General features: G+C 49.0%; 6 protein-coding genes and 1 pseudogene. 3 read left to right on the top strand and 4 right to left on the bottom strand.

From position 1 onward, the window contains the following. Positions 1 to 259: pseudogene (locus tag Q0369_RS06500) on the top strand (ribonuclease HII); the annotation flags it as partial. 586 nt (positions 260 to 845) lie between these two features. On the opposite strand, the gene Q0369_RS06495 reads toward Q0369_RS06500, so the two are convergent. Beyond that, positions 846 to 1,613: a hypothetical protein gene (locus tag Q0369_RS06495; RefSeq protein ID WP_298097579.1), complete on the bottom strand. Its 768-nt coding sequence runs from the start codon at positions 1,611 to 1,613 to the stop codon at positions 846 to 848. Positions 1,614 to 1,913: 300 nt separating this feature from the next. Between Q0369_RS06495 and Q0369_RS06490 the strand changes: the two genes are divergently transcribed. Beyond that, the gene (locus Q0369_RS06490) at positions 1,914 to 2,633 is read left to right on the top strand and encodes a TerC family protein (RefSeq protein WP_298097576.1); all 720 of its coding nucleotides are present in this window, start codon (positions 1,914 to 1,916) and stop codon (positions 2,631 to 2,633) included. A gap of 32 nt (positions 2,634 to 2,665) precedes the next feature. Then, on the top strand, positions 2,666 to 4,174 hold the full coding sequence (locus Q0369_RS06485) for a hypothetical protein (RefSeq protein ID WP_298097573.1): 1,509 nt from the start codon (positions 2,666 to 2,668) through the stop codon (positions 4,172 to 4,174). A gap of 362 nt (positions 4,175 to 4,536) precedes the next feature. On the opposite strand, the gene Q0369_RS06480 is transcribed toward Q0369_RS06485, so the two are convergent. The 3 genes from Q0369_RS06480 to Q0369_RS06470 form a co-directional block, all read right to left on the bottom strand. Further along, on the bottom strand, positions 4,537 to 5,565 hold the full coding sequence (locus Q0369_RS06480) for a DUF3137 domain-containing protein (RefSeq protein WP_298097570.1): 1,029 nt from the start codon (positions 5,563 to 5,565) through the stop codon (positions 4,537 to 4,539). Positions 5,566 to 5,945: 380 nt separating this feature from the next. Further along, positions 5,946 to 6,506 carry a Fe-S-containing hydro-lyase gene (locus tag Q0369_RS06475; protein WP_040303892.1) on the bottom strand — a complete coding sequence of 187 codons (561 nt, stop codon included), beginning with the start codon at positions 6,504 to 6,506 and terminating at the stop codon, positions 5,946 to 5,948. 10 nt (positions 6,507 to 6,516) lie between these two features. Then, the coding region (locus Q0369_RS06470) for a fumarate hydratase (RefSeq protein ID WP_298097567.1) at positions 6,517 to 6,918 on the bottom strand (402 nt) is incomplete at its 5' end.

The following is a 6,918-nucleotide window of genomic DNA, read 5'->3' as shown; positions in this document are numbered from 1 at the left end:
CTTCGGCGTACGCGGGCTTCAGACGCTCGTAAAGGCCGACGCGCAAATCGCCGAAGTAAGCGCGGCAAGCATCCTCGCCAAGGTCACGCGCGACCGCACGATGTATGAGCTCGCGCAGCGCTACCCGCAATACGGCTTCGCGCAAAACAAAGGCTACGGCTCGCGCGCGCACATCGCGGCGATCGAGCGGTACGGGCTCACGCCGTTTCACCGCGCAAGCTACAAGATCAAATCGCTGCAACCCTCGCTGTTTGATTAACGCGGCAGCAAGCTTGCTTGATCGGCGAGGCAAAAACCGCCGATTTCGATTGATATTTTAGACGGTGCAAAACTAAATATCCAAAGACGAAGTACACTGATTTCGACTGATATTCCGTTGGCAAACGGCGCCGAAACTCATATTTGAATGCAAAGCACGCCGATTTCAGCCGATACGACAATCGTTAGTTTTTAGCTGGCGGAATCCGCTTTTTCGCTAGCTCGTCGGAATTTTAACCGAACCTCTCCCGTCTCGAGCTCACGGCTATGGCCTACTCTTGCGCTACTTGTGGGAATTTTAACCGCGCTTTCATATCTCGTAAGAGCCCGTACAAGGTTGAAATTTTATCTAAAACCGCAAGCTCGGCTCGCTAGCTTATCCGCGCCCGAATAAATTTTAAAATTCCGCGCAGCGTAAATTCAGTCCGCGCGCCGCAATAAAGCTAAAATTTAAATTTAGCCTTGACGACGAGAAGGCATTGCGCTTTAAATTTAAAACTGCGCGTAAAAAATTTTGAATGAAATTTTGATATAAAAACTCGGCTAAATTTTAAAATTTCATCAAATTTAGCCGAGAGATGAGGTACTTACTTTCTTTCGTAGAAAATTACTAAGGCGTCTTCTGCCACCCTTTTACCAGTGAACGAACTTGTTTTAATAATATCATCGGCAACATCTTCGGTCACCATAAATTTATCCGACAAACTTATGCTTTTATCGGCATTGACGATAAAATTTAGCTCAATAACAGCTTTTGATGGATACTCTACTTTTTTGCGTCCAAAAACTGCATCATATTGCTCTACCGTTAGCTGCGAGTAATAGACGGCTCTCTTAAGATATTCTATAATATAATCAACGCTATATTCTTTTTGAAATTCCCCTTTTAATTTATCGTCACAATCAACTATCTTGTCTTCATCGTCGAATTCTATTTTGCCTTTAGTTTTAAATGTTTCTTGGAATTTTACCTCATTGAGTTTGCAGTGTTCCTTTGCTAGCTTAAGCAGACCTTGCTCATCATAGACCTTACTTTTGTAATAAATCATAGCATTATTTAAAGATGTATCCAATGCTCTTTGTTTATAAGATTTAAGGCTCTCGGTTTTATCTTGCACTATCTTTGCTTTCATGCGCTCCATATCCAAGTCGCAGACCATCTTAACCGTCTTTAATCCGCCGTTTTCCTCTTTGCTCCAGGTGACACTTTTGCAGATTTTCGAACCCTCGATCGCCGTGCCGATACTCATAGACTTAAAATCGGGCAGAGTGTAGTTTTTCACGAGCTCTACTTCGTCCTCGCCACATCCTGCTAAAAACAATGCCGCAAGTACGGCGCTTAGCATATATTTCATCTTTAACTCCTTGAGGTAAATTTTCTAGAAAATAATGCTACCCCCCCCCCTGCTTAAAAACGGGTAAATTTAGAGCTGAAAATTTAAAATTTCGTCGTCAAAATTTCGCTCTCTCAATCCACGAAATTCCGTGCGCCGCAATTTTGCCGCGATAAATTTGCGGTAAAATTCTAAGATAAACCGTCCGCATCGCATCGCCTAAATCCTCGCGCAGTTTCGCGCGCAAAGGCGGTAAAATTTAGAAATTTTAACCAAACTTTCGCTATTATCACAGCTTAAATTTTTATCCAAAGGAAACCGATGTTTGAATGGATCGCCTCACCCGAGGCATGGATCAGCCTGGCGACGCTCACGGGACTTGAGATCGTGCTTGGCATCGACAATATCATCTTTATCGCGATTTTATGCGGCCGCCTGCCCGAGGCGCAGCGCGGGCGTGCCCGTATAATCGGACTTGCGCTTGCGATGATCACGCGCATTTTGCTGCTTCTTAGCCTAAGCTGGATCATGGGGCTAACCAAACCGCTATTTAGCGTGCTTGCGCGCGATTTTAGCGGGCGCGATCTCGTGCTGATCGGCGGTGGATTGTTTCTACTCGTAAAATCCACGCTCGAGATCCACTCCAGCGCCACCGGCGAGGCGCACGAACATAGCGCTAGCGGCGGCAAGGCAAGCTTCGGCGGCACTCTCGTGCAGATCGCAGTTTTGGACATCATCTTTTCGCTCGACAGCGTCATCACCGCCGTGGGCATGGCGCAGCACCTGCCCGTGATGATCCTCGCAGTCGTCATCGCCGTAGGCGTGATGATGCTCGCTAGCGGCGCGATCGCGCGCTTCGTGGACGCAAACCCGACGATCAAAATTTTAGCGCTTGCGTTTTTGATTTTGGTGGGCGTCTCGCTGATCGCCGACGGCCTGGGCTTTCACATACCTAAGGGCTACATCTACTTCTCGATGGCGTTTTCGCTGCTGGTGGAGCTCATCAATATCCAGATTCGCAAAAAATCCGCCGCGAAATGATCGGAGGAATTTTGCTAAATTGAAAGGCGCAAATGAGGTTTGCTAAATTTCTTTCGCCGCAGCAGATCAAGCTTGCTCGCGGCACGGCCAGGGATTTGAAGCTACAGCCCGCGGCTGCAGGCACGGCGAAATTTAGCTTTACGCTGGAGCGCTTGCGCTTTGCGGGAAATTTGGACTTAAGGCGCGACGGACTTTATCTGCCGATACGCGAGGGCGACGAGCTAGCGGTGATATATGAGGCTTCAAGCTCAAATTCCGGCGATGAGGCTTTGGGAAGCTTAAATTCCTGCCGCGAGGATTTAAGCGACGCCGATTTAAGCGGCGAAAATTCCGTGCCGCGCCCTAGCCGCGAAACTCCAAATAGCAAAAATTCCACCGCCACAAATTCAGACTGCGACGCATATAGCGATACGGCGGCAAGTGCGCGCCAAAATTCTGCGGTATCTGATTTAGTGGGCAAAGATCGCAGCGGTATAAATTCCGCCGCTTTGAGCCTGATCCGCGAAGGCTTTAACGAGCAGGCGAACGCCGATACGAAGTTTTATGCTTCGAATTTAAATTGCAAAGATTTAAGCGGCTCATTCTCTTTAATTTCTATCCGCGAGAAGCACAGCGCTTCGGTAAACTCCGCCGCTTCCGTCCTTCCGTTAGATTTCGTTAATCTAAGCCTAGGCGCGCAGCGCTGGAAGGACGCCGGTAGCACGGCGCTTGCCGCGATATTCGCAGCCTTCGGCGTAGTGCTGACCGCGATGAGCATCTACTGCATAATCTTTATCTTTGATGCAAGGGCTCCTGCGGGACTGCTAGCCCTGCTCATCCTCGCGCCTTTTGCGTATTGCAGCTTTAGGTTTATGCGAAGAGACTGGCGCGCCGCAAAGTTCGGACGCATATTCGCAACGCTTCCGCATTCCAAAGAGCCCAAGCGAAGCGGCGAAGCAGAGGGCTATGCTAGCGGCGTGCGCGTGCTGCGAAGCGGCGACGTTTATTATTATGGCTTCGCGCTGGACGGGCTATATTTATCGGGCGACAGCAAGCGGCAGATCGTCTCTGACGCGCTACGTGCGGATCAAAATTTAGCGGAGCTTGCGGACGGCAAAAATTCTGCGAAATTTAAGAATTTAAACGCAGAAAATTCTGCGAGCGTTAAAAATTTTGCGAAATCAGCGAATTCCGCAAGCTCTGCAAATTCCACTAACGCAGCAAATTCTATAAATTCCGCCCGCTCCGCCGAAGTCGCGGTATCCGTCAAGGCAAAAGACGCTTCGCAGAGCTTCGAGCTGCAAAACGGAGATATTCTTCGCGCCCGCTACAAGGACTACCGCGTAAGCGGACTGTGGAACCAAAGCCGCGGCATGAAGCTCGGCGATACGCGCAGCGGACTTCGGCGCGTGATAGATTTTATCGCGAGCGTGGCGCTACAAATAGGTCTGCGTCTAGGCGGCGCGCTCGTGCTGACGTGGCTCGGCGATCACATCGGCGGCTCCTTCGGCAACGCCCTAAGCTTCATCGGATTTTTGCTGCTGCTTAGCCTTATGCTTTGAAAGGCGAATTTCAAACGGCAGCCTCACGGAATTTTGCAATTTCAAATTTCGCAGAATTCCGCAGCGAGCGGATTTGGATTTTAAATTTTAAGGCTTTTGGGCTGTAAATTTAAAAGCGTAGAATTTCAAGGCGCGGAATTTTAATTTCAGAATTTTAAATTTTGCGGCGCAGAATTCCGTAGCATGGATTAAAATTTTAAATTTCAAAACGCGCGGGATTTCAAGGCGCGTAAAATTCCAAAGCGCGAAATCAAAAAGCGGAATTTTAAAATTTCAAATTTTACGGTGTGTGAGGTTGCAGCACGGCGCGTGAAGCTATAGTGTGCGAGGCTGTGACACGCAAAGCTGCCGCGAGCCGCCTGCTAGCTCCAAATTCTTTCGTTTAGTTTTAGGTTTTTTACGATCGCTAAAAAGTGCGAAAGCTCGCGCTTGATGAGTGCGGCGGGGTCGCGGCGCAGCACGCTTTCGTCGATGCCCGGCTCGAAATTATCGCGCCCCGTATTTACGAAAATATAAATTTTGCTATCTGCGAAGCTAAGGCTAACGGGCGCGGCTACGGCACCTGCGAAGCGCAAGAGCCTCCGCATAAAGGCGGGCGTTAGAATATACATCGCGCCCGCCGCGTCCTCGCAATACACGGCGAAGACGGCGTTAAACTCCGCATCGTCCATATCGATCTTTTTTAGCCCGCCTGTGTTCGGCGCGCCGGCGCGAGCGGGAAAAATCAGGGTTTTGGCACTTATGCGTTTGTTAAATTCCGCGTAGAAAAAGGTGCCGAGGATTTCGCTTTTCGAAAATCTATTAAATAAGCTCACGTCGCAAAAGGCAAAACTCACGCCGTCATAAACGCCCAAAACCCTGTCGTTGCCGTCTAAGAATTCGTCTAGTCGCGAAAAAAGCTCAGAGAGCTTAAGCTTGGCGGGATCGATACTGCCTCCAATATCGTATCGATAGCCGAACGCTTTAAAATAAGGCATTAGATAATGCTCTTTAAAAGCGCGCCGAAATTTTATCGAATAAACTCGTTTAAGCACTCTAAATAATACAAAAAAACTCGAAGCGGCCAAGACTAAAGTCATGGCTGCGAATGAGATATATTTGGAAGTCGTTGGGTGGCTTTGTAAACCGATCCAAAATAGGCACATTATAAAAACGTAGACAGCACAGATTATCTTAGCTTTTATAGAGCTTTCATCGCACAAAACGCCTACGATAAGAACAGGCCCGAATAATCCGATAGACGACACCAAAGTCGCCATACCTTCTTCGTCGCGTAGCTTGTATAACAAAAACGCGCCGTAGCCGAGCATGCACGCCGCCGCGAAGATCGTATTTCTTTTCGCCTTATACAAAAGCCCCAGTCTGATCTGCTCCAGATCGCTTGCGCCCATTTTGCTCCTTTTTAAATTTAAGATGGATTATGACGCTTGCGGGCTTTAAATTTGCTTACGAACGGCGCTGGAATTTTAAAATTTAGACTTGGATAAATTTGCGATTAAATTTTAGTGGCGGATTGTTTAAATGAAACAAAGACGGAATTTCTGTAGAAATTTAAGCGGCACGAAATTTTAAAAATTCCGTGCCGTAAGAGAGATAAAATTTTACGGACGCGATTTAAATTTCGCTATAAAATTTCACTGCGCCGAGTCGTAAAATTTCGCAAAATAAATGCCGCAAATTATGCTGCGAAATTTAGGGCGCCCGAGCGGACGCCGATAAATTTACGAACGCCCGCGCCGCAAAAGCACTGCGCGGACGCCGCTAGCAAAATTTAGATTTTTCTATAAGGCGCCTGACCTACTTCGTAGAAGTTGTTGCCCTCGCTATCGATTGCTACGATAGCAGGGAAATCCTCGACGGTAAGTCGCGCGACCGCCTCGGGGCCGAGCTCGGGGTAGGCTAGCACTTCGTATTTTTTAATACTTTGGCTAATCAGCGCGCCCGCGCCGCCGATGGCGACCATATAGACGCAGCCCGATTTTTTCATCGCCTCGACGACGGCGTCGCTGCGGTAGCCCTTGCCGATCATGCCGTTGATGCCTACTTCGTTTATCATCGTAGGAGTATATTTATCCATGCGTCCGCTAGTCGTAGGTCCTGCAGCACCGATTGCCTGACCGGGTTTAGCAGGAGTCGGCCCCAGATAATATATCGTCTCGCCGGCTAAGTTTACGGGTAGCTTCTCGCCGCGAGCGAGGGTTTCGGTTAGAGCCTTGTGCGCTGCGTCGCGGGCTGCGATGATGGTGCCGCTGATTAGGACGTTATCACCCGCCTTTAGGCTTTTTACTACGCTTTTATCGAAAGGTGCGGTAATTCTTTTAACTTCTGACATGATTTCCTCCTTATAGTTCGGCGTCGGCATGACGAGCCGCGTGGCAGTTGATATTAACGGCGACCGGAAGCCCCGCTATGTGGGTCGGATACCACTCTACATTTACCTTAACGGCGGTGTTTATGCCGCCCAAACCCTGCGGACCGACGCCAGTAGCGCGCGCCATCTCTAGTAGCTCATCCTCTAGCTTGGCGTAGCGCTCGTCGGGATTTCTGCTATCGATCGAGCGAACCGCGGCTTGCTTGGCTAAAAGCGCCGCCTTATCCATCGTGCCGCCGATACCGACGCCTACGACCATTGGAGGACAGGCGTTAGGGCCTGCGTATTTGACCGCCTCTAAAAATACCTTTTTTACCCCCTCGATGCCGTCTGCGGGAACGAGCATTTTTAGCACCGATTTGTTTTCGCTGCC

Origin of the sequence: uncultured Campylobacter sp., from assembly GCF_938030685.1 — a bacterium.
In the GTDB taxonomy this organism is placed as follows: Bacteria; Campylobacterota; Campylobacteria; order Campylobacterales; family Campylobacteraceae; genus Campylobacter_B.
Note: the sequence above shows the minus strand (reverse complement) of the source record. Positions and strands in the feature narration are given on the sequence as shown.